The organism is Methylotuvimicrobium sp. KM2 (assembly GCF_038051925.1).
Classification (GTDB): Bacteria; Pseudomonadota; Gammaproteobacteria; order Methylococcales; family Methylomonadaceae; genus Methylotuvimicrobium.
In genome coordinates this window covers 4314535-4335090 of sequence record NZ_CP150634.1, presented here as the reverse complement: position 1 = coordinate 4335090, position 20556 = coordinate 4314535, and the positions used below count along the sequence as shown (strand labels likewise).

At 47.1% G+C, this 20556-nt stretch carries 14 protein-coding genes and 3 tRNA genes; 10 read left to right on the top strand and 7 right to left on the bottom strand.

Annotation, left to right across the window (positions count from 1 at the left end; genetic code table 11):
* Positions 1–5: 5 nt before the first annotated feature.
* Positions 6–1274 (top strand): alpha-amylase family glycosyl hydrolase, encoded by a 1269-nt coding sequence (locus tag WJM45_RS18255; RefSeq protein ID WP_341326459.1) that lies wholly within the window; start codon positions 6–8, stop codon positions 1272–1274.
* A gap of 326 nt (positions 1275–1600) precedes the next feature.
* Entirely contained in the window at positions 1601–3826 is a 2226-nt protein-coding gene (glgB, locus tag WJM45_RS18250; RefSeq protein ID WP_341326458.1) for a 1,4-alpha-glucan branching protein GlgB, read from the top strand.
* 172 nt (positions 3827–3998) lie between these two features.
* Here the strand turns inward: glgB and WJM45_RS18245 are convergent, their stop codons facing one another.
* Positions 3999–4850: a quinoprotein dehydrogenase-associated putative ABC transporter substrate-binding protein gene (locus tag WJM45_RS18245; RefSeq protein WP_341326457.1), complete on the bottom strand. Its 852-nt coding sequence runs from the start codon at positions 4848–4850 to the stop codon at positions 3999–4001.
* 333 nt (positions 4851–5183) lie between these two features.
* Positions 5184–7037, bottom strand: coding sequence for a methanol/ethanol family PQQ-dependent dehydrogenase (locus WJM45_RS18240; RefSeq protein WP_341326456.1), 1854 nt, complete (start codon positions 7035–7037; stop codon positions 5184–5186).
* Between the two features lie 263 nt (positions 7038–7300).
* Here WJM45_RS18240 and WJM45_RS18235 point away from each other — a divergent pair, with 263 nt between their 5' ends.
* A complete protein-coding gene (locus WJM45_RS18235; protein ID WP_341326455.1) occupies positions 7301–9739 on the top strand; it encodes a cation:proton antiporter in 2439 nt (812 codons plus the stop codon).
* 209 nt (positions 9740–9948) lie between these two features.
* Here WJM45_RS18235 and lpxH read toward each other — a convergent pair whose 3' ends face one another.
* Together lpxH and WJM45_RS18225 are read right to left on the bottom strand one after the other, a co-directional pair.
* The gene (lpxH, locus tag WJM45_RS18230) at positions 9949–10674 is read right to left on the bottom strand and encodes a UDP-2,3-diacylglucosamine diphosphatase (protein WP_341326454.1); all 726 of its coding nucleotides are present in this window, start codon (positions 10672–10674) and stop codon (positions 9949–9951) included.
* Between the two features lie 618 nt (positions 10675–11292).
* On the bottom strand, positions 11293–11805 hold the full coding sequence (locus WJM45_RS18225) for a peptidylprolyl isomerase (RefSeq protein WP_341328973.1): 513 nt from the start codon (positions 11803–11805) through the stop codon (positions 11293–11295).
* 181 nt (positions 11806–11986) lie between these two features.
* On the opposite strand from WJM45_RS18225, the gene cysS reads away from it, so the two are divergent.
* The 5 genes from cysS to WJM45_RS18200 all read left to right on the top strand — a co-directional run bounded on the left by cysS (position 11987) and on the right by WJM45_RS18200 (position 14473).
* Positions 11987–13375 carry a cysteine--tRNA ligase gene (gene cysS, locus WJM45_RS18220; protein WP_341326453.1) on the top strand — a complete coding sequence of 463 codons (1389 nt, stop codon included), beginning with the start codon at positions 11987–11989 and terminating at the stop codon, positions 13373–13375.
* A 50-nt stretch (positions 13376–13425) separates the two neighbouring features.
* The gene (gene fchA, locus WJM45_RS18215; protein WP_341326452.1) at positions 13426–14055 is read left to right on the top strand and encodes a methenyltetrahydrofolate cyclohydrolase; all 630 of its coding nucleotides are present in this window, start codon (positions 13426–13428) and stop codon (positions 14053–14055) included.
* Positions 14056–14214: 159 nt separating this feature from the next.
* Positions 14215–14291 (top strand) — tRNA-Pro (locus tag WJM45_RS18210).
* A gap of 4 nt (positions 14292–14295) precedes the next feature.
* Positions 14296–14372: transfer RNA gene (locus tag WJM45_RS18205), tRNA-Arg, on the top strand.
* 25 nt (positions 14373–14397) lie between these two features.
* A tRNA-His gene (locus WJM45_RS18200) sits at positions 14398–14473 on the top strand.
* 10 nt (positions 14474–14483) lie between these two features.
* On the opposite strand, the gene WJM45_RS18195 is transcribed toward WJM45_RS18200, so the two are convergent.
* From WJM45_RS18195 to WJM45_RS18185, 3 genes are all read right to left on the bottom strand, one after another.
* Positions 14484–14684, bottom strand: a complete 201-nt coding sequence (locus WJM45_RS18195) for a hypothetical protein (RefSeq protein ID WP_341326451.1) — start codon at positions 14682–14684, stop codon at positions 14484–14486.
* A gap of 74 nt (positions 14685–14758) precedes the next feature.
* A complete protein-coding gene (locus tag WJM45_RS18190) occupies positions 14759–14941 on the bottom strand; it encodes a tyrosine-type recombinase/integrase (RefSeq protein WP_341326450.1) in 183 nt (60 codons plus the stop codon).
* A gap of 226 nt (positions 14942–15167) precedes the next feature.
* The gene (locus WJM45_RS18185; RefSeq protein WP_341326449.1) at positions 15168–16238 is read right to left on the bottom strand and encodes a WYL domain-containing protein; all 1071 of its coding nucleotides are present in this window, start codon (positions 16236–16238) and stop codon (positions 15168–15170) included.
* Between the two features lie 169 nt (positions 16239–16407).
* Between WJM45_RS18185 and WJM45_RS18180 the strand changes: the two genes are divergently transcribed.
* Both WJM45_RS18180 and WJM45_RS18175 read left to right on the top strand, forming a co-directional pair.
* Positions 16408–17493, top strand: a complete 1086-nt coding sequence (locus WJM45_RS18180) for a hypothetical protein (RefSeq protein WP_341326448.1) — start codon at positions 16408–16410, stop codon at positions 17491–17493.
* Positions 17490–20525 (top strand): hypothetical protein, encoded by a 3036-nt coding sequence (locus tag WJM45_RS18175; RefSeq protein ID WP_341326447.1) that lies wholly within the window; start codon positions 17490–17492, stop codon positions 20523–20525. The genes WJM45_RS18180 and WJM45_RS18175 overlap by 4 nt, the downstream gene beginning before the upstream one ends.
* Positions 20526–20556: the final 31 nt, after the last annotated feature.

Genomic DNA, 20556 nt, shown 5'->3' with positions numbered 1-20556 from the left:
GATTCATGAGGATGTACAACTTGTTCCCCCTGTTGGCAGGCCACTTCGGGCAGTGGGAGACGCACTTGGAAAGGGCCGCGGCGATGCGGTTCGATTGGGTTTTCGTCAACCCGTTACAAAAAACCGGGGCGTCCGGCAGTCTGTATTCCATTGCCGATTATTTTCAGTTAAACCCGCTGTTGGTCGATCCGAAATCCAAAAAGACCGCCGAGCAACAATTGCGGACCTTGATTCATCAGGCTGAGAAAAAACACCGACTCCGCTTTATGACCGATTTGGTATTGAATCACTGTGCGATCGATTCGCCCTTGTTAAAACAGCACCCTGAATGGTTTGTTCGTGAGCATGGGCAGGTGCAGCGTCCTTTTTGTCTCGAAGACGGCGGCCATAAAGTGGTGTGGGAGGATTTAGCGCAACTCGATCATGGCCGCAGTCACGATAATGGGCTTTATGCCTATTTTCGTAAAATCATCGAGTCATACATCGATCTGGGTTTTAAAGGCTTTCGTTGCGATGCCGCCTATCAATTATCGCCCGAACTTTGGCGGCAATTGATTACGGATACGAAACAAAAACATCCCGATGTGGTGTTTACCGCTGAAACGCTAGGCTGTAGCGCCGAGCGTACCAAGCAAACCGCGCAAGCCGGGTTTGATTATATTTTCAATAGTTCCAAATGGTGGGATTTCGAAAGTCCTTGGTTACCGGAACAGTATCAATTGTTGCGCCAAGCCGCTCCGTCGATCGGTTTTCCCGAAAGCCACGATACGCCTCGTTTATTTGCCGAAAGCAACGGCAATGCTGAAGCCCTAAAGCAGCGTTACTTGTTTTCCGCAGTGTTCAGCAGCGGCGTGATGATGCCGATGGGTTACGAATACGGTTTTAGTAAACCGCTGCATGTGGTGCATACACGCCCCGAGGATTGGGAAAATACCGAGGTGAATTTGACCGAGTTTATTACTCAAGTCAACACGGTGAAAGCCGATTACCCTATATTCCAGGAAGAGGGCCCTTTTAACCTAATCGGTTATACGCAGTCGCCGATACTCTTTTTCTGGAAAGCCAGCCTATCCGGGCAACAAGAAGCTTTGATCTTGTTAAATAAGGACCCTTGGCACCGTCATGAGTTTTCGACGCCCGATCTCTATCAATATGTTCAGTCGCGCGCGCCGTTTACCGATCTTTCGCCGGAGTATCCGCTAGCTTATGTGCCGAGTCCTTATCATTTCGACTTATTGCCGGGCATGGTTCGAGTGATGGTTACTACGCAGTAAGCGGTTTGACAAAATTAGAATTTTATAACTACAGGTGCCTAACGACGCCGAATCGATGCTAAACCAGGATAGCACATTAGAACAGGAGAGCGGGAACCGGGCTTGCCGAGGCGAGCTGAGCTATCCCCACCCGAATGATATACCTTTCGCACTTTAAATTTCGGCATTAGCCTATGGAGGCGCCGGGGTGTTCGGCAAAGGCTTTGATAGCATGGATGCTATCACAGGGCCTACATGGACGTATTTATGGCGTCCTTTGACGGGCTCCCCAGCGCCGAAATTTGACAAGCAGGGGGTATAAATTCGCGGGCTTCCCGCAAAAGCAGATGAGTAAAACAAAACTGTCCACAGAATTACAGAGTCTTGTCGATGCAAAATGCAGCGATCCCTTTGCCGTTTTAGGCCGTCATCCCAAAGATGATAAACAGGTTGTGGTGCGTGCTTTTTTGCCCCATGCCGAAAGCGTGGCATTGGCTGAAGGAAACGTGCCATTGACTCGAATTGAAGGTACTGCTCTTTTCGAATGGCATGGCTTAGCATCACAAGTTCCTTCACGCTATCGGCTGATTTGGCGCGATCAAGACCATTACGAGCACATTGGTTATGATCCTTATTGCTACGGACCGCAATTGCCGGATTACGATTTACATTTATTCAGTGAAGGTAAACATTGGCATGCTTACCGTTTGCTGGGCGCGCGCGTACATGAAGTCGAAAATGTCGCCGGTGTGCTGTTTTCCGTGTGGGCGCCTAATGCGGAGCGGGTCAGTGTAGTCGGCGATTTTAATCGCTGGGACGGTCGATGCCATCAAATGCGAGTGCATGGCAATGGGGTGTGGGAACTTTTTATTCCAGGATTAGAGCCTGGCTTGGTTTATAAGTATGAAATTCGCGCGAAGAACGGCGATATTTTATTAAAGACAGATCCTTACGGTCGGTTTTATGAGGTTCGCCCGAATACGGCAAGCATTGTAACGGCAAACGATAAGTTTAATTGGCATGACCAAAAATGGTTGAAACAGCGTGAGAAGTTCGATTGGCAGCACAAGCCGATTAGCATTTACGAGGTGCATTTGGGGTCTTGGCAACGAGGTTCCGAAGGCGAGTTGCTCAATTACCGGCAATTAGCGGTGGCCTTGGTGGAATATGCCAAGACCCTGGGCTTTACTCATCTTGAGTTATTGCCGGTTACTGAGCATCCCTATGATAAATCGTGGGGCTACCAAACGACGGGTTACTATGCGCCAACTAGCCGTTTCGGTAGTCCCGAAGATTTTCGCTGGTTTGTCGATTATTGTCATCAGCACGAGATCGGTGTCATTCTCGATTGGGTGCCTGCGCATTTTCCAAAAGATGCGCATGCGCTTGCATGGTTCGACGGCACATCGCTTTACGAGCATGAAGATCCAAGGCTCGGCGAACATCGTGATTGGTCGACATTGATCTTTAATTTCGGTCGCTATGAAGTTAAGAACTTTTTGATCTCGAGTGCGCTATTCTGGCTCGAGGAATATCATGTAGACGGCTTGCGAGTCGATGCGGTAGCTTCAATGTTGTATCTTGATTATTCTCGTGAAGAAGGCGAGTGGATACCCAATAAATACGGCGGTCGCGAAAATTTGGAGGCCATCGACTTTTTAAGATCTTTGAACGAAATTACCCATCAGCAAGTTCCCGGCGTGCTGATTATGGCCGAAGAGTCGACCGCTTGGCCGCAAGTTACTAAACCTCCTTATGTCGGTGGGCTTGGCTTCGATTTGAAGTGGAATATGGGTTGGATGAACGATACGTTGCGCTACATGGAAAAAGAGTCGATCTATCGCCAATACCATCAGGGAGAATTAACCTTTAGTCTGATTTACGCCTTTACGGAAAATTTTTTGTTGCCGTTTTCTCACGATGAAGTGGTTCACGGCAAGCAATCGATGTTATATAAAATGCCCGGCGATGAGTGGCAGCGCTTCGCTAATTTGCGTTTGGTGTATTTTTATATGTTTACCCACCCCGGCAAAAAGTTGCTGTTCATGGGTTGTGAATTCGGTCAAGGGCGCGAATGGGACAGCAGTCAAGTGCTTGACTGGTATGTGTTGGCTTACCCTTTCCATCAAGGACTGCAGCATCTGGTTAAGACGCTGAATCACACCTATCAAAAGGAGACGGCTTTGCATGCCAATGATTTTACCGATGCGGGATTTGAGTGGATCGATTGCCATGATGCCCATAACTCGGTGCTGATCTATATCCGTAAGGATCCGGAGACAGGCGCGTTTCTCATTGTGGCGTTGAATTTTACCCCGGTGCCTCGTGAGTATTATCACATTGGTGTACCGGCAGCCGGGCGTTATGATGAAATCCTTAATTCCGACGCGCAGGAATTCGGCGGCAGCGGGGTGATAAATTCACCGGAGGGTATTTGGACTCAAGAGCAGGCTTGGATGAATCGGCCTCATTCGCTCTATATTACCTTGCCGCCTTTAGGTGGGGTCGTCTTAAAACACAGCCAAACGGCGCCCGGTCCGCAAGCGGTGTTAACGCCTCCCAAAAAGAATTAATCCTGAAAAAAACCAGGCTAAATTCAAATGATTTAGCCTGGTGGGTTTTATGTCTGCATTTTGATTCTCGCCTCAGCTATAAAAGCCGAATGCTTGACTTGCTCCTAGCTTGAATTCAAGTAAAAGGGCAATAAAATATCCGGCGAATTAGTCGGGAAGATAACGGTTTGTATTAATCGTCATCTTTGCGGATTTTTTGTTTTGGAATCGGTAATAATGGGACCTGGTAGCCGGCGATAATTTTTTGAATGTCATCGAAATTTTCGTCAATGAGCCGGTTGAGCATTTCTTTTCGCGCCTTATCACCGTACCGAACCCCCATAGCTATCGAAAAATCGAATTTCATGCCCGGTGACGAGCTCATAGGGATGGTTGTGAAGCTGCCTTTGGGGCTTTGCGAGAGCACATGGCCCGCCATCGGACCCCAGAGTATAGCCATATCAATTATTCCGGCTTTTAGATCCTTATCGATCTGCATCGCCACATTGTTTTCATTATCGCCGGTCATGGTTTGGTAAGGTACGCCTTGATCGAGTAAGCCCAACTTTTGCAGCCAAGCCGTACCCGGCCCCCTGTCGAACATTGCTATGCGTAACGATTCTTGACGCTGGAGTGGTAAATCGTTTAATTGTTCCGCAGACTCGATATCGTCCCAGCCACGATTTTTGGCGATTAGCAAGACATAGGTCGAATGATAATAGGGCTTGGTTGTCATTGTTCGATCGTAGCCGGCCGGGACGCCTATGACGACATCGCATTTATACTCATCTTCGGAATCGCCGACTGTCGCGGTTAGTGTGTTGCGGATAAAGCCTATGCGATTGGGAAACCAAGTGTACTCAAGTTCTTGCCCCAATTTCTTGGCGAATAATTCGGCAATTTTATTTTCGAAGCCATCGCCGTTTTTAGTGGAATACGGAGGATCCAGCGGGTCTGCACAGACTCTGAATTTGTCTTCGGCATTAGCTGGGGAGGTTATGGCGGTAAATAACAAACCGCTAAATAATAAAGTCCTGAGAGTCATTCTTTCTCCTGGTGAGTTCGGAACTAGGTCCATTAGTTTAATGTATCTGAGCCGTAAAGGCTAAGTTATACCTATCGGAGATCAAAATTCGGCACCGGGGTGCCCGTCAAAGGACGCCGTGAATACGTCCCTGTAGGCTCTATGCCAGCTCCATGCTGGCAAAGCCTTTGCCGAGCACCCCGGTGCCTCCTAAGGCACTGCCGAAATTTGAAGTGCGAAGAGTATACAACGCAGGCATTATTGGGTTCCGGTTCTGTAGGGTGTATTAGTCAAAAAAAAACCCCGGTCGAAAATCGACCGGGGTTTGTTTCTATCTAAAAATTAGATAATTTCTTAATTAGGCAATGCGAATACAGTTAATGTGCCGCCCAATTTAGTGTAAGAACTCAGGCTTCTGTATGCGCCGACCGCTCCTAAACCTTCAGAGTTAGAAGATTCTTCACCGGAGTCGAGGCCAGCAGCAATACCGATACCGGCCCAGCCGCCGACACCTGACAGTACGCCGACATATTGTTTGCCTTCGTATTCCCAAGTATTGACGTTGCCGATGATGCCGGAAGGTGTTTTAAACCGGTATAGTTCTTTACCGGTTTTCGCGTCAACCGCTTTCAGGTAGCCTTCCAGAGTGCCGTAGAAAACGACGCCGCCGGCTGTGGCGAGAGAACCTGACCATACCGAGAACTGTTCTTTGTTGGACCAGATGATTTTGCCGGTTGTAGCATCCCAAGCAGTGAATTGACCTAGGTTGTTAGAGCCGTCTTCTTTGCCTGTGATGACATCTTTACCGGCCGGGAACATAGATAACGTCGCGCCAACATAAGGTTGGCCGGCGGTGTATTCAACCTCGAACGGTTCATAGTCCATGCAAACGTGGTTGCCGGAAATATAGAAATAACCGGTTTGCGGAGAGTAAGAAACAGGCTGTTGGTTTTTGCTTCCTAATGCCGCAGGGCAAACGCCTTCAGTGTTGACGTCTTCGCCGTTGTATTCCGTGCTGTATTGAGAAACGACTTGCGGACGGCCGGATTTCATGTCGACATGAGACGCCCAGTTAACCGCTTTGTCGAATTTTTCGGCAACCAACAATTCGCCTGTGACGCGGTCCAGTGTGTAGCCGAAACCGTTACGGTCAAAGTGAACGGCAGTTTTGCGCATTTGGCCTTTGATTTCTTGATCGACTAGCGCGACTTCGTTGATGCCGTCGTAATCCCATTCGTCATGCGGAGTCATTTGGTAAACCCATTTGACTTCGCCGGTGTCTGCGTCACGAGCCCACAATGACATCGACCATTTGTTGTCGCCAGGGCGTTGCGCCGGGTTCCAAGTCGAAGGGTTGCCGGATCCGTAATAAACCAGGTTCAATTCAGGATCGTAGCTGTACCAGCCCCAAGTGGTGCCGCCGCCGATTTTCCATTGGTCGCCTTCCCAAGTGCTGGTGCTCGAATCTTTTCCGACCGGTTGGACTTTACCGTCTTTCCAAGTGGTGGTTTTAGTTGGATTGATCAAGGTGTCGGCATCAGGTCCCATGCTGTAGCCTTTCCAATCCAACTCGCCGGTGCGAATGTTGTAAGCCGCCAAGAAGCCGCGTACGCCGAATTCACCGCCGGAGATACCGGTGATGACTTTGTCTTTAACGACTAATGGAGCTTGAGTGTTGGTCATGCCCAATTTAGGATCGCCGTTTTGAACGCTCCATACCCGTTTACCTGTTTTGGCATCCAACGCAGTTAATACGGTATCGGATTGTTGCAGGAAGATTTTACCGTCGCCGTAAGCTAAACCGCGGTTAACGGTGTCGCAACACATCACAGGAATAGTGACGTCGGCATCTTGCTGCGGAGTGTATTCCCAAATAACCGCTTGTGTTTTTTGATCGATCGCATAAACGGTGTTAGGGAACGGAGTATGAATATACATGACGTCATTGACAACCAGAGGGCCGCCTTCATGGCCGCGCAGAACGCCGGTTGAAAAAGTCCATGCCGGTTGCAGGTTTTTGACGTTAGAAGTGTTGATTTGTTTGAGTTCGCTGTAACGGGTACCATGATAGTTACCGCCCCAAGTCGCCCAGTTCGCTGGGTTCTTGGTCAATTTTTCAACTTCGCTATTCGCTTGAGATACTGCAGGTACTGCAAGCAAGGCAGCGACAGTTGAGGCAATCAGCCAGCTTTTGACAGGCTTCTTCATATATTTCCTCCTGGTATCCTGTTACACGACAGAATACGGGTTATGATTTTTAAGACTAATATTAGTTTTAAGTAATTTATGGGGCGACGATCATTCCCTCTACCGGAGAACTAACAAGTGCCGCGCCAGGTGTGTAAATTTAAGGATTTTTTCCTAAAAGTCAACTTTTAAGGCGGACGACAAGCCTTTAAATTACACTGTCGTTCGGGAATATAAGCTCAGGGTTCGGCTTATCAGGGTCATTGTATCAACAACCTTCTATTATGCAAATTTCCTACTTGCTTTCTGTTGTTTTGGTGTTTCTGACCGTTGCAATGGTTATTGCCGGATTGACCAGGCATTTGCGGTTGCCTTATACCGTTTTGTTGGTGTTGATGGGCGTAATGATTAATTTAACTAGCACATTGACCGATCAAGTGGCCTTTGTGGGTGGGTTTCGGTTGACTCATGAATTGGTGTTGTTTGTTTTTTTACCGGCATTGATTTTCGATTCCGCGATGAGTCTCGATGCGCGGGCCTTGTTAAAAGATCTGGTTCCGGTGGTTGTGATGGCGATACCGGGTATGTTGATATCGGCATTTCTGGTGGGGTTGGGGTTGGTGGTATCGCTACACGTCGATTGGATTGTCGCGCTATTGTTCGGTGCACTAATTTCCGCAACGGATCCGGTCGCGGTGATTGCCTTGTTTAAGGAACTTGGCGTCAGTCGAAGGCTTGCTGTATTAGTGGAGGGCGAATCGTTATTCAACGACGCCACGGCGATCGTATTGTTTAATATCGTGCTTGGTTTTCTTTTGACCGGACAATATGACTGGGCTGATTCGCTATCGGCAGTTCAGGATTTTATCCGGGTGTTTATAGGCGGCGCGGGAGTCGGCTTTGTCGGCGGCCTGCTTTTTAGCGAATTGATGGTTCGATTGGCTCAAAGCGGTCGGAGTATTATTTTGGTGTTTACGCTGATTATGGCTTATTCGGCGTTTATCGTGGCCGAGCATATTTTTCATGTGTCGGGCGTCATGTCTGTGTTGGCTTCGGCGCTATGTTTTAAAATAGTAGGCTTGCCAAGGTTATCGGGAGACCACGAGCATATTGTCAAAGAATTTTGGGAAATTATTGTTTTAATATTTAATTCGCTGCTATTCATTATGATCGGCTTATCGGTCGATCTATTCTCGTTGCTCGGTAATTGGAACCCGGTGTTGTGGGCGGTAATGGCTGTGGCAGTCGCGCGAGCCGTGAGTGTTTATGCGTTCATGCCGTTTACGACCTATGTGTTCGGGTTGCCTAAGATTTATCTGACTAGCCGGCATATTATGTGGTGGGGTGGTCTGAAGGGCGGTTTGGCAGTGGCGATTGCTTTCTCGATACCCGATACAGTAGCTGATAAACAATTATTGAAAGAGTTGACGCTAGGCGTTGTGATGGTGAGTATGCTGGTTAATGCATCCACGCTTAGGCCGCTGATGCATTGGTTGAAAATAGATCGATTGAGCAACGAAGAGTGGCTCGAGTTACAGCAAGGCATGGTTCAGCTTAAGTATTCGGTCGACGATGTCTTGCATAGCTTTGCCAATTTGCATTTACTTGACAGTGATATTCAAAACTCGGTTGTCTTCGATTTGCGCAAAAAATTGCCGTCGAGCGACAAGCCGATGTCCGAGGATCAGCAGTTAAAACAATTGCATTTGTTGGCATTGCAAGCCGAAACGGATGAGTTGGCGCGGTTGCACGATATCGGTCTGGTGAATTATTACACCTATTTTAATTTTCAGGATCTATTGAGAAAAGACCGGGCGAAAACGATAGAGGAGTTGTTGCTCATCGAATCCGCTAAAGATGAAAATAATCCGTTTTTGCGGTTTGAAATGTCGATGATCCACTTTTTAAGCAAATACGAATGGACGCTCGGTTGGCTCATTAAATACCAAAGCGGTCGGTTTTCGAATCTCATTCGGCATGATATTGCCGGTGTATTGATGGCGCATGTCGCTTTGCAAAAACTTAAAACTGCCGATCCGAATTTATCCGGCGACAAATTAAATATCATTAAAAAAATATATCGGAACCGCTTGCATCGACGGCAAGGGCGTTTAAAGCGCTTCGGCGAATTATTTCCTGATTTTTATCGTCAATATGAAAACAGGCTGTTTCAAGAAGTGGCGCTGCTTTATTCGCATAAGTTAGTAGTTGAGGAATACGAACAAGGTAAATTGTCGGTTAAGGTCTTTCGGCGATTAGAACAGTGCTTATTCGATGCGCAAAAACAATTGCCGGCTATGACAGCCAGTTTGAGTCTGGCTAAACGAGACGATTGGTTTGATAGCGTCCCTTTGTTTTCCGGGTTGTCGAGGGAGGTAATCAAGCGCTTAGCGGAGCAGGCGCGCTATATCAGTTTCTTGCCTGGAGATACCTTGTTCAATGAAGGTGACAAAGGCGATTGTATTTATATATTAGTCAGCGGCAGCGTCAATGTATTCAAACAGGATGAGCAGGGGCAAAGCTTTCATGTCGCCGAATTACGTAAAGGCAGCTTTATCGGCGAGCATGCGTTATCGGCCAAGGCGGTCAGAACCGCGACGGTTAGAGCTAAAACGTATATTACCGTGCTGCGCTTGTCAGTCGAGCAGGTTGTTGAGTTGTCGGAGCAAGCGCCGGATTTGGCCGGTCGATTAAGGGATGCGGAGTTTGGGCGTTATGCTTGATAGTGAAAGGTGAAAGGTGAAAGAGGAAAGAGGAAAGAGGAAAGAGGAAAGAGGAAAGAGGAAAGAGGAAAGAGGAAAGAGGAAAGAGGAAAGAGGAAATTAGGACTTGACACGTAAGTGAAATGCCTCATCATTTCACTGCTCACTATTTTATAGCAAGGGAAAAATGAATTGTGAGTGGCGGTATTGATTCGCTATTTGTTGAAGTGTCAAATGACTTCGAAGCGATGGTCTTGCTGGGTCCAGCATAGAACTTGCGCGCTGCCTTTTTTCCAGTCGGGTAATACGAAGCGCTTCGCCTTTTGTCCGTCGATTTCGAATTCATGGATCGCCGGTCGGTGTGTGTGACCGTGGATCAGTTGCAACACGCCGTGTTCGCGCATTATCTCGATAACGGTCTGTTGGTTGACGTCCATGATGTCTTGCGTTTTGCCGCGTTTGTGGAAATGGCTGCGCAAGCGGTACCAGCGTGCGGCGATTAGTCTTAGCCATAAAGGCTTGGAAAGTACACTTTGCTGCCACTCCGGGGTATGCGATTTTTCGCGGAATGCTTGATACGGGAGGTCGTCGGTACAGAGCAGGTCGCCATGAGAAAGCAAGGTCGGCGTTCCGAACAAATCGATCACGGCATAATCGCCAAGCAGATTCGCGCCTGTTTCGTCGCAAAATCGTTGCCCGAGCAGGAAATCTCGATTGCCTTGCTGCAAATAGACTTGCGTGCCGGATGAGGTTAGTTGTTTGAGTTGCTTTCTGATTTTACCGTTCGGCGGCGTCGGATCGTCATCGCCTATCCAGGCATCGAATAGGTCGCCTAGAATGTACACGGCTTCGGCGCGCGGCGCCTGGCGTTCCAAATAAGATAGGAAGCGCTTGGTGATTTCGGTTTTTTCAAGCGAGATATGCAGGTCCGAAATAAATTGGATTTCGCAGGGCATGGGCAAAAGACTGGCTCAATGAATTGGGGGGGGTAGGGAATGGAGCAGGGATGCGGCTAAGGACTTTGTAACAAAAAACTGCCCATTAAATTATCGTTCCCGTGCTCTGCGCTCATCGTTATACATAAGTCAAAAATTACCGTTTTGCAAGCTTAGCTAATGAGGCCTCGATACCATTTTTTGTCGCCCAACGTTCCCGACTTCGAAATCGCGATCTGGGGATCGCTCCCACAGAGCATCCGGCCCCTTGTGGGAGCGACGCCTTCGTCGTCCCTCACCTAACGCTAGGTGAGGGAAAGCCACTGATGTTCAATATCCGCTGATTTATCAATCAGCACCGTTTCCAGGTATACGATGACCTCTGTTTAGCAAGTTTACCGATACTTGTGTATAACGGCGAGTGCTCTGCGTGGGAATGCATCCCGGGACGCTCTGAGTCCCCGATGGCCGATAAAACAAGCAAAAGCCAACCCATACACTTCCTAAAGTCTATCAAGCAACCTAACTGTCGCAGTCGACGCTGAGCGTCTAAAGCAGCGTTCCCACGCAGAGCATGGGAACGATGAGCTTGCGTGGGGTGTTGGCCGGCAGCATCCGTGTTCCATTGGCAAAAGAGTCTTATTCGACGATTTCGGCTTTTTCGATCACGATGTCGGTTTTCGGAACATCCTGATGCATGCCGCGGTTGCCGGTCGGTTGCTTGGCCATCGCATCGACCACGTCCATCCCCTCGATCACTTCGCCGAAAACGGCATAGCCCCAGCCGTTTGGAGTCGGGCTCGTGTAATTCAGAAAGGCGTTATCTTTGTAGTTGATGAAGAATTGTGCGGTCGCCGAGTTTGGGTCGGGTGTGCGGGCCATTGCCAACGTGCCGCGGTCGTTTTTTAAACCATTGTCGGCTTCGTTTTTGATCGGCTCGTGCGTGGCTTTTTGATTGAAGTCGGCGTCGAAACCGCCGCCTTGGGCCATGAATCCTGGAATAATACGGTGGAAGATCGTGCCGTCATAAAAACCATCTTTAACATAGGTCAGAAAATTTTCTGATGAGATCGGTGCTTTTTCGTGATTCAATTGAATGGTGATTTCGCCCAGTGTCGTGGTGAGTTTGACCTTATTTACTTGTTCTGACATCATGTTTTCCTTTGCAAAAGAATGGGCTGCTGTCATTAACAGCAGGGAAGCAGTTAAAAAAGTACGCATGGTTGTTCCCGTGAGTAACGAATTAAGCAAGAATTCTATGTGTTTTTGTCTTGAAAGAGAAGCGCTCGCTTGGTACATTGCCCTGTTTTGTTGTTAATCCGCCTTGTCTGTCATGTTGAAAATATATAACACTCTGACGCGCCAAAAAGAACTTTTTAAACCCCGTGTCGAAGGTAAGGCCGGTCTTTATGTCTGCGGCATGACGGTCTACGATTATTGTCATGTCGGGCATGCGCGTGTGATGGTCGTATTCGATGTCGTTTCGCGTTATTTGCGTTACTCGGGCTATAACCTGACCTATGTGCGCAATGTAACCGATATTGACGATAAAATCATTCAACGCGCACGCGACAACGGCGAAGATTTTCAAGCCCTAACCGAACGCTTCATCGAGGCGATGCACGAGGACGAACGCGCGCTTTCAGTATTGCCTCCCGATATCGAGCCTAAAGCGACGCAATCGATTCCTGAAATCCTGGCAATGATCGAAAAGTTGATTGCGAACGGCATAGCCTATGTCGGCTCTAACGGCGATGTATTTTATTCGGTCTCGAAATTTAGCAACTATGGCCGCTTGTCCGGCAAAAACCTTGCCGAGTTACAAGCCGGCGAACGTGTCGAGATTGAACAAGCCAAACAAGACCCGCTGGATTTCGTATTATGGAAAGCGGCCAAGCCCGGCGAGCCTGCTTGGGAATCGCCGTGGGGTTCGGGGCGTCCCGGCTGGCATATCGAGTGCTCGGCGATGTCGACCGGTTGCCTGGGTAATCATTTCGACATACACGGCGGCGGTATGGATCTGCAGTTTCCGCATCACGAAAACGAAATTGCGCAATCGGAAGGCGCGACCGGCGAAAAGTTCGTCAATTACTGGATGCACAACGGCTTCGTGCGTATCAACGAAGAAAAAATGTCCAAGTCGCTGGGCAACTTCTTTACCGTTCGCGAAGTATTAAAACGTTACCGGCCGGAAGTCGTGCGCTTTTTCATCCTGACTAGCCACTACCGCAGTCCGCTAAATTATTCCAACGAACATCTGGACGAGGCGGCAGTCGCGTTGACCCGTCTGTATACCTCTTTACGTGGTATCGATGCCGGCGAGTTTGAAGTCGACGCCGATTACGAGGCGCGCTTTAAGGAAGCGATGGATGATGACTTCAATACGCCGGTCGCGTTGTCGGTGCTGTTCGATCTGGCTAGGGAACTCAATAAAGTCAAAGATTCCGATAAGCAAAGGGCGAGTCAATCGGCCGCCACTATACGGGCGCTGGGCGGCGTTCTGGGTATATTGCAAGACGATGCCGAGCGCTTTTTGAAAGAAGGCGATAACCAAATCGAAGGCTTGACGACCGAGCAAATCGAAACGTTGATACAGGCGCGAATCGACGCCAAAAAGAACAAGAATTGGGCGGAAGCCGATAAAATACGCGATCAATTGAAGCAACAAGGCGTGATACTCGAAGACGTTCCGGGCGGCGGCACTAACTGGCGCCGGGAGTGAGCACAGCCAAAACGGCATTGCTTGTAATGATAAAATAAACAAATCGATCCATGACCGATATCAAAGATAAATCACTAAAAACCTATCTCGATGAATTAGCCAGCAAGGCGCCAACCCCCGGCGGCGGCTGCGCCGCTGCCTTGATGGGCGCGCAAGCAACCGCGCTGGTTGGCATGGTGTGCAACTTGACGATAGGCAAACCGAAATACGCCGAAGTCGAAGCGGAAATGCGCGTGTTATTAGACAAGTCCGAAACGTTACGCGAACGCCTAACCGGCATGATCAAGGCCGACGTCGACGTCTTCGACCGATTGATGGCCTGTTACGGCATGCCGAAAGAAACCGAAGCACAAAAGGCGGTCCGTTCCGAAGCGATACAGGCCGTATTGGAAGAAGCGACCGAAGTGCCGCTTGAATGCGCCCGAGCTTGCTTCGAAGCGATCGAGCTGAGCCGAATCGCGGCCGAAAAAGGCAACACCGGTGTCATAAGCGATGCCGGCGTCGCAGTCATGTCGGCCTACGCCGGATTGAAAAGCGCGGCATTGAATGTCTATATCAATGTCGGCAGCTTGAAAGACAAGGAATTTGCCGAACGTAAGACTCAGGACCTCGAATCGATTTTGGAAGGCATCGAACAAGCAGTCGATGATGTTTATCGCATTGTAAAAGAAAGGCTATAGAAGCAAACCGAACACTTTACTGAAAGCGCAGTATAATGATTCAGGTTTTTTGCAAAAGATTAAAAAATCTATTGACGGAAATCATAAGAGTCTTTATCATACACAGCTCTTCACGGGTGGATAGTTAGACAAGATTCGAACTCATTCACGAAGGTCAATCGGGGTATAGCGCAGTTTGGTAGCGCGCCTGCTTTGGGAGCAGGATGTCGGGGGTTCGAATCCCTCTACCCCGACCACTCTGCGCTTGTAGCTCAGCTGGATAGAGCATCGGCCTTCTAAGCCGAGGGTCGCAGGTTCGAGTCCTGCCAAGCGTGCCATCTCCTGTTGAAATTTTTTTCTGTGGTGATCGTAGCTCAGTTGGTAGAGCCCCGGATTGTGATTCCGGTTGTCGCGGGTTCGAGCCCCGTCGTTCACCCCATCCAAATCAATCACTTAACTAATTTCAGTTTAACTTCATTCTTTGCTTGCAACGATTTTGCAACTTTCGCGTTGTTTGCATACTCCGCCAAATGTTCCGGTGCTAAGTGCGCATAGCGTTGCGCCATTTCGAGACTAGACCAGCCGCAGATGCATTGACGTGCCGTTTTGTACATGCCAACTTTGCCCAGGTGTGCCGCAAGTCTTGCCATCTGAAATTTTCTATTCCTGCCCGTTTTAATGCTTTTCGCCATGCCGCTGTGCCAGCTTTGTCAATCGGTGTGCCCTAATAGGTAAACACGCGGATATGATGCCGTCCTATTTGCGATCTCAGTATAGAAACCGCTTCGTCATTCAGCGGCACGCCGATCGACTTGCCCGCTTTGGCCTGATCGGGATGAACGCAAGCGACTCGTCTTTGCAAATCGATTTGATTCCACTCCAGCAGCGTCACGTTGCATTCACGCAATCCAGTCAGCTAACTAAAAGGCGCCATCGCTTCCAAATGCGGCGGCAATTCAAGTCGGCAAAGGCAACAAGCAACGCATAGCATACCTGAATACCGAGACCCTACGAATCATCAAACGATGGCTCAACGTCAGAAACCAACAGCTCGATTAAACTTCTTGTCTATTGAGACAAGTTTTCGCTCAACCATTCCGGGAGTTATGCATTCTACTAGCACGATAGCTGAGTTACTGGTTAATCAGTGGTTGCTCGTATTGTTGTAATGTTAAGGATATTGTATTGACAACATCATCACGTAGCGATTTTGGCTCAATCACCTCAATACGTTCGCCTTCACCCAATATCCACCAACGTAATTGCCAGGTATTTGCTAATTCCGCCTGCAGAATTTTATAGCCGGGCTTATCGTCTTCCATGATTACCTGGGATTTATGCAGCGGTGTTTCGGATAAGGTGGCCGCAAGATGATCAACGATTCTGGCCTTAAAGAAAATCGTTTCTCCGGAACCAAAATGTCCTTGTTTTTGTGCGTAGACATTGAGGTCGAAATCGTCATTCTGACGACTGGCCTCATCTAGCAATTGGGCTGAAATGATTCGATGCAATGCATAGATGTACGCATCTTCATAATCGTTAGCCATTGCCACGAGATACGTGATGGGGCCGCGTTGAATCAGACCCAAGGGATGTAATCGGTAGTTTTTTTCTTTGCCGATTTTTTGATAAATCGATTGATAGCAAACCTGAATTTGTCTTTCCATGAGCAGCGATTCATGTACTATGGTTAACACAGTGGAATCGATCGAGGGTGATAGCAGTGTTTGCGCGGGTTGAATCACAGTGATTTTTTCGGGCCAATGAGTCACTTGGCTTTTCTTGTGTAAATCCAGAGTTTGTTGTGCTTTCTGAAATAAATCATGCAAGGATTGAGTCAGTAACACCGGTAAGGACTGGCTCAAATAGCGCTCGACCATCACCAGTGACAAGGCTTCTGGCAGGGTTAAACCTGTTGCCGGTTCAACATTCGTTCCGACCCAGCGGTATCCATGGGGTAAGCCATTGATGGGCTTTCCGTCGCCTTTGCTGTTATCGTTGACTTCCAATTGTGGGTGTAGCGGTAGCAAGGCTTTTAAATCGCGACGGATATTGTGGATTTCTACCGCGTAACCCTGGGCTTTCAAATCCTGAACGATTTCTCTGCCAGTCACCCATCGCAAATTTTTGCCGCTGAGTCTGCGAATACTCTCCAAAACCAGATTTCGTCGTTGCAGTGTTGCCTGCGATTTTTGTTGGCTCATTCCCTTGCTTCCCGATGTAAAAAGCGTGTTATTGAATCAATGACAAAAACAATGAAGGGTTTAACCCTTACGCAAATTGTTAGGGTATGGCTATATAGTTCCAAACATTGGTATTCGTTAGTCTTTAACATTTTTTAAGGGATGCTTTTTAACGATATGAGGTGTGCCTTTGGATAGCCTTAACATAGAAAGTCAACTTGCATTAAACCATGCAGCCAATGCAGTGTTGAAATGGTGCACGATATCCAATGATCCTGAGATTGTAGACATTGAGTTGGTCATGCACCAATTGAGTTTGGCCATTTCATGGATTCAGCGTGTTAATAACGGACAAAGTCAGATTCAGAATCCAGCTGAGTTTTTGGCGCTGATGAAAAAGCCGATTTGCGAATGGCTGCCTCTCGATTTAGAAGAAAGATTAGTTGACGGATTTGGTGTGACAGCTTTTGCTCAGGATTGGATGGCGGAACATGGTAACGAATCCGAAGCAACACTCGTTCAAGACCAAATGCTGCAAGTCATGTCCAGGCTACGTCCACATAAGAATGGTGATCAACTTTATAGCCGTTTTCGTGAAAAACTTATTTCATCCCCCGTTGTATCTATAGAAAAAGCCAGGGAAATATTGTTACGAACGGGTTTAACTCTGACTCAGGTTTTTGAAGACATCCCAAGTACCTGTCTTGATAAGAATTTAACTCATTATTTCCCCTGTCCCGTTTGCTATTGGCCGATGAAACGACATGAAAATAGAGTTCAATGCTCTGGAAGCAGATGCTTTTCACGAGGTGCCCAATTTAGTTTGGTCGAAGACCGATTGTCTCCACTCGGAGAATTGAAGGCTCCTACACCCGAATCCGCTGATGCGATGCTGAGGTTAAAACACGGTTTTTGGCGATACACGTTATTACCTGGCTTAATTGAATTAGATTTGAAATCGCGTCTGGAACAGCTTGATGGCGTAAGAGTACTTTTATGGCCCAATTTGGATCAATATGATTTGCTAGTTCAGATCGGTGAGAGGCAACTAAAAATAGACGTTAAGGATTGGGTCAATGTATTGGCTCTTGCAAAGGCGATCAATAACGACCTGAATACCGAAAACTTGATTTATGTCGTGCCGGATGATCGCCGAAATCAAGTAAAAGTTCTGCAAGAAAACTGTTCGAGCCTCAAACATTTACAGTTTATGTCCGTGAGTCAATTACTAAAAACGGTGAAACAAATCATTGCTAAACAGGAGGCGCCGTTTTGAACGAACAGCCACTTCACTTAGCCTTAGATGCACTGCTGTTATTGGGGAACAAACACCAGCCGGAAGTTAGAGTTGGTGATCTTGTTTTAATAGCTCATGGTCGTTTGCATCGCTGGCGACAATGGGATCATTTATCCGAATTGGAGCAAAATCGATATCTTTGGTTATTGCGATATTCGCATTTGAATGAAATAAATAAAACAAGACTAGTCAAATTACTGACTGAAAGAATCAAAGCAGAGGATTCGCCTTTTGAATTTATTAGCCATAATGAATCAGACTCAAAGCGATGCTATCGGGTATTACCCGGCAAAGATATTGAGCAACGTGTCGATGAAATTATCAGTGTTCTAAAAAATCTTCAAATAGCCAACCCCATTATTTTTAAAAAGCGACCTGGAAACCAATTCTGGGTTAAAAAGAGTTTTTCCGGTAAATCATTCAAAGTTCCCGTCAAACTGGTTCCGGATACTATCGACCCAGTTAAAATCCAAAAAGCTTCCAGCCTAAAAAATCTATCGATCAGCTATGTTGAGTTAAGGGCCCAAGCCGAGAATATTAGCCGACTGACCGGCCAGGATTTTTACAAAAAACGGATGCAAATATTTTTGGACGAACTTCGCTGTCGGAAGACCAACCAAAAAATCAAAGACTTGGCTTTCACAGCGGGTGAGCTGCAGATGCTGGTGGCGCCAACCGGTCGAGGAAAGTCGGTATTAAGTAGAGTCTTAGCGACATTGTTGGTGAAAAAAGGCTTTACCGTAACGCTTGTTTTGCCGGTCATTAAAGATGTTATCCAAGAATATCGGCAGTGTTCGGAAATTCTACAAAAACAAATGCCGGCTAACGTCGTTAGTATGCTGTTTTCTTCACGTTCATCAGGCCGCATTGTTATTGACTTGTTGCGGAATAGTTTAAGCGATCCCAATTCGAATGATGCTACAAGCATTTTAGAAACAGTGGGCTATCACTGCGCATTACAGGCTTATGCCGAAGAAGGAGACGAAATACAATTCGGCGAAGAACCTTGTCGCCATAGCCGATTCGATTGCCCTTTCTTGACGGAATGCCCCAAGTTTCGTCATCAAAAAGCAGCCTTAGGCGCCAAGTTGTTGATCATTAATCATCACGCTTTTTTATCGGGTCGCTTGTATCTGCCTGCTCAAGACGAAGAGTCTACTCGAATCAATACTTTTTTTGACCTAGTGGTCAAACGTTCTCATTTCGTGATTGTGGATGAAATCGATCAGCTGCAACAGGTACTTATCGATCAGCAGGTTGGTCAGATTCCTTTGACTAAAGACAAAGGCCCGACCATAGCCAATAAGGTTCATCGCGACCTGACGGATAATGGCACTAGTGTTAATAATTATGATGTGATTGACCCTCTAATGGAATTAGAGCGGTTACCTTTGTTATTACGCGATGCCTTGAATAATCATCGAGTTAAATGGCCGACCAATTATGGTATTGGAACTGTTTTACCGGCTACTTTGGAACAAAAAATCAGTCATAAATTTAAAAAATACCTACCTGAATCTGAACACTCAAACATCGACAAACTCATTGATCGTAAAAGTAGTGAACCGTTGTGGGGTGAACTAAACCTATCTTTAAATCAATGGCTAACGCCTAACCGACTAACCGAAACAAGTGAAGCAGAGCGAAAATTTAGCGTTATACAATCATTAGAAAAACTCGCCCCGAAAATTGCTCTCGAAAAACGTAATAAACTCGCCAGCTTGCTGATTCTTCATCGAGTTTTATTTCATTTACAAGATTTGTTACAAGATGTTACCTATAGCTTTGGCAAAACCGATTTAAAAGAATCACAAGAGGCCGCTCAGTTTTATGCCCAGCTCATTGGTTACCGTCCTTGGTGCACTTCCTATATGGGGCCGTTTGGACGGAGGCATTACGGATTTCATCTTGGGGGCAAAGAACAACATAGGCAATTAAATGTACAGTCATTATGCGGTGACCCGCATTTGTTCATCTCGGAAATAGGAAATTTAATAAGTCGAGGTTATGGCGGTGAATCACGTATCGTTTTAGGACTTTCGGCAACTGCCTACTTTCCTGGAGCTTCAGCGAGCGATGTTAAAGGATCGGTTCGTTACTATCAGCCAGACGATACCACCGATTTGAAATTGGCATTAAGGTTGATTAAATCTTCTGATTCGGACGAAATGATCCGGATATCGGGAATGGGCGAGCATAACAAAAGAGAGCTACAAACAAGATTACTGACAAAAGGCTTATGGGAACAATATTTATCTTTTGATATTGAGCAGCTTAAACAAAAACAACCTAATAGAGCTCGGGTGCTTTTAGTGACCAACAGTGGACGAGAGGCTCGTTGGTCGGCAGAGGCTTTATCGCAAGTCATGGGCGAAAAGCATGCACTAAGGCGCGTACGTTACCTGCAGAATGCCGATGATAAGTCGGAAAACAACAACGGTATGGCTATTAGCCGGGAAGATTTGAGCAATTTTGCCTATGGTGAAGCCGATATATTGATTGCCCCTTTTTTAAGTATTTGTCGGGGTCATAATATTCTTCAACCAGGTTCAGACAAATCAGCAATCGCATCAATTTATGTTCTAGTCAGACCTGTGCCAACATTGGATTCACCGGGAATAGCTTTGGCACATGTTAATTATTCACTGTTGAATGTTTGTACACCTGAAATGCAGCCACTGGAAACATTGGAATGGGAGCAGCGTCATGCTTATGCTCGGCTTAATGGCTTTTATGAACGTATAGGTCCATTTAAGTCGCTACCGGAAGATTTGCGTATGGAATGTTTCTGTAACGTATTGGTTGAAATGTTGCAGCTCGCCGGACGAGGCCGCCGTGGCGAAACTCCTATCGATGTATTCCTTGTAGACAGTGCTTTTGCTGATTCCAATGCTGGATGGCAGGAATTGGCCCAAACGACTTTATCGACCTGGCAGACACAAGGAAAAATGGAAGAAATGACACGGATACATGGTGCATTGATACATGCATTGGAAAGTTTTCAACGCTGATTGACAATTTTTAACGGAATTACTATGAGGA